Here is a 3637-nt window from a genome sequence, read left to right as displayed (position 1 = left end):
GACGCGGCCGCGCGCCTCGTCCGCATGGGCGGTGTGGCGGTCCACGTCGCCGCGCAGCCGCATCACGCGCGCCTCTACATCCGGCGAGGAGGACCCGGCCGCCACCGGCAGCTGCGGAATGGCCGCATCCGGCCCGGCCTCGCGCGAGGCCGACAGTGTCGATGGCGCCGACTGCGCGGCCTCCCGCTGCCGGCGCTCGTCGCGAAGGCCGCTGAGCGCCGCCAGCGCGGCGCCAAGCTCGCCCGTCAGCTGGTCGCTGCGCTCGACCAGGGCGCTCCGGTCCTTCAACGCGGCATCCAGCGCGGCCTGGGACCGCTGGACGTCGCCACGCGCCTCGCGGTACTCCTCGGCGATGGTCTTCATCATCGAGGTCGCCTGCTGGATCGCGCCCACGACGATGCGGCCACGATGCGCCGGCAGTTCCTGCAGCGACACCAGCTCGCGGACCCGCGCGCGGCCTTCGGCCAACGCCGTCTGCGTCACCCGGCTGCCGCTGCTCAACCTCACGCGGCGCGCCGTCGTGCCATCGGGCAGGCCGGTGCTGGCCGCCGCCAACGCGCAGTACCTCATCTCCTCCGCGAACTGCGCCACCACATGCCGGCCAACCGCATTCCCCAGGCCTTCGCCCCCCGCGCGCACGGCCGCCATCACGGCGCTCATGTCGCCGCCAAGCAGGTTCCTCAGCAGGCTCCCGTTGACCCGATCCGGCCACAAGGTACTGAACAGGGCGGAGAACGCCGAGAAGCTGTGCGTCGGGTTCTGCAACAGCGACTCGTCCAGGCGCCGCGCGCCCGCGTCGACGTTGGTGAACCTGGCCAGGTAGCGGGCATGCCTCGTGTCCTCGCCCTGGGGCACCTGATCGATGGCGGGAAGCTCGTAGTGCGCCAGGAACGGGTTGAGGTGGGCGGCGACGGCCTCGTCGATCCGTTGCTCGTTGAAGCGCGGATCCAGCACCAGTTCCGCGAAGTCGGTGTCGCGCTTCAAGGCCGCGCGCGCCTCCGTGATGCGGCGACTGGCCGCCTCGATCTGCGTCTTGAGGCTGTCGCGTTCCCCCTCCAGCCGCTTGATGCGCGCCTGGGCCTCGACCTCCGCGGGACTTCGGGGAGCCGCTTTCTCGGCGGCGGGCGCGGGTCTCGCCGCTTTGGCACCGCCACGCCGGCCCGTCCGCGCGCGCGCAGGTCGAGCCGGCTGGGCCGGCTGCGGCTGCGCCGCCAGCGTCAAGCCCTCGAGCTGCCGCAGGGCGGACGCCAGCTTGCGCTCGACATCGGCCAGCTCGCCAGTCTCCTTGTCATGCCGGGCCTGCAGCGAGGCCAACTGGCCTCGCGCGTGATCGGCGCGCGACTGAAGACGGCGGACGTCGTCGTTCCGCTCGGCAGCGCCGGGCGCGCGCGCGTCGTGACGCCGCTCCTGCAGCTCGGCAAGACGCGCCTGCAGCGCCGCCCGCTCCGTCTCCCACCGGGAGAGCTCGTCCGCGAGCGACCTCAGCTGGACCGACGGCGACGACGATGCCAATGGCGCCCCCGCGGAGAGGCCCGCGATCGCGGCAGCCTCTGTCGGCATCGACACCGGCAAGGAGGCGCGCCGCCGCGTGGCCGTTGACGCGCTGTCCGCCTCGTCGGCGCCGGATGCGCTGGCCGGCCGAGACGGCGCCCGGTCGAGCTCGGGAAATCCGGTCGCGGGACCAGCCCGGTCGGCGGCGATCTGCGCCAGCGGCCGGCCAGCGGGCAGTACGGCGGCGCGCGATGGCGCGACTCCCGAGAGGGATCGGATCGGATCGGGCATGGTTCCTTCAATCGATTTCGTCGACGTTGACGCGGGGCCGGCGCTGCTGCGGCACCGGGATGTCCGCCACCGACGAGGCCGAGCTCGACGGCAGACGCGGCGAGTCGGGTCGCTGCGCCAGCTCCAGATCGACAGGCGCGTCCGGCACGGGCTTGGCCCGCACCGCCTCCTGCGCCTGCCACAGGCCGGTGATCGGCGAATCGAGCATCGCGCCCAGGGCCGCTGCCCCGACGTTGCCGATGAACTGCTGCACGGCCGGCGGCAGCTGGCTGTGCGCCATGCCCTGCCCTGCCGCGGTCAGCGCCGAGAAGAGCGTGTTGGCGAGCGCGCTTCGCGCCTGGGCTTGGTCCAGCACGCGGCCGCGGTCCGTGCCGGTGCGCACCGGCGCCCACTCCTGCGTCGCGCCGGGCGTCTGGTTGGCGAAGAGCTGCAGGCGCTGGAACCAGTCCGTCGTCTCGCCCAGCGTGTTGGTCAGCGTGCTGATCGCGGCAGACCCGACCGCGACGCGCCAGGCATCGCCCGCGCCCATGGCCGTGGACTGCCCGAGCAACACCGCGGCCGCCGCGCCTCGATCAGGCACCCACGCGCCCTTCAGCGCATCGCCCAGGAAGCCGTTCACCACGTTCACGCCGGCGTAGGTGGCCACGGCGGAAGCCTGCGCGGCACCGGACATGCCGGCGGCCAGTTCCGGCTGCGGGGCGCCCTCCGCAGGCGCCGGCGGCTTGTTCACCTTGACCATGCTGAAGCTGGCCTGCAGGCCGTCCCGCATCGCGGCGTAGACGCCGACCTTCAGCTCGTTGGCCAGCGGTTGCAGCGCGGCCGCCCGGTCCCCCTGCTGGAACCCGTGATGCATCAGCATCAGGTTGGTGAAGGACGACGAGGCCTGCAGCACCGTGAACAGCCGCGAGATCCTGGCGGTGTGATCCCGCATCGCCTGCTGCTCGTCGGGCGTCTTCGCCTGCCACTGCTCGGGGGTGAGCGAGTGATAGGCGCGCGCCGCCTCGTCGGGGTTGCGCCGCTCGCGCAGCTCCCGCACCACCTGCAAGGTCAGGTTGACGGCGCCCACGGCGGCCTGCAGGCCCATCACGGCCGGCGGGGGCGCGGCCCTGAGCGCATGGGTCACCGCGTTGGCGAGCATCTCCCGCGCGAAGGTGGGCAGGCCCACCGCGACCGTCTGGTGGAGGGCATGCCCCGCCACCACGCCGACCAGGCGCGCCTCGGGCAGCGGCGGGACAACGGCGCCCAGCGTGCGCACCGCCTCACGACCCGCCACGCCGGCCAACCGGGCGACTTCGCCGGAGATCGCGGTCGCGACGGAGCGCCAGCTGCGCTCCGGTGCGGTGGCACGGGACAGGTTGAAGGTCGGTTCGGGCCGCAGTTGCCGGCCGACGTCCGAAGCGGTGGCCGAGAGCGGGCCGCTCAGGCCGCGCTCCCGTGCCAGGGTATCGAGGCGCCGCGACGACCACTCGCGCGAGTCCGACAGGCTGTGCGAGTCGCCCAGCAGCGAGTGGCGGGGGCTCGTGCCGACCAGCTCGGGCAATGGCCGGCGCTCGCGCGGCTCCTCGCCGCCTGAGGACGCCAGCGGCGCGGAGGTTCGCGACGAGGGCGCGTTGTACGGCCGCTCGAGCGTCGGGGGAGCGACGCCGGCCCCTGTGCCCGCGGTGCCTGGCACGGACGTGCCGCCATCCGTGGGCAGGCGGAATGATTCGATGCGGTTGGAGGTCGAGGGGGTGATGGATCCGGGCATGTCGACTCCCTCCTTCAATGCGCGGCCGCGGTGTCGCGGGACGTCGATGTGGCGCGGGCCAGCCGCGCGAAGTCGCGCAGCCAGGCGGCGAAGCCGTCGACGAAATCG

2 protein-coding genes are annotated in these 3637 nt (G+C 73.7%); both read right to left on the bottom strand.

The window, feature by feature from the left end:
* Window positions 1–1560 (bottom strand): coiled-coil domain-containing protein (locus tag CS062_RS24890; RefSeq protein WP_199174354.1); only part of this gene is annotated, 1560 nt, incomplete at its 3' end.
* 229 nt (window positions 1561–1789) lie between these two features.
* Window positions 1790–3529 (bottom strand): hypothetical protein, encoded by a 1740-nt coding sequence (locus tag CS062_RS24885; protein ID WP_099864527.1) that lies wholly within the window; start codon window positions 3527–3529, stop codon window positions 1790–1792.
* Window positions 3530–3637: the final 108 nt, after the last annotated feature.

Origin of the sequence: Roseateles chitinivorans, assembly GCF_002761755.1 — a bacterium.
Lineage (GTDB): Bacteria > Pseudomonadota > Gammaproteobacteria > Burkholderiales > Burkholderiaceae_C > Roseateles > Roseateles chitinivorans.
Note: the sequence above shows the minus strand (reverse complement) of the source record. Positions and strands in the feature narration are given on the sequence as shown.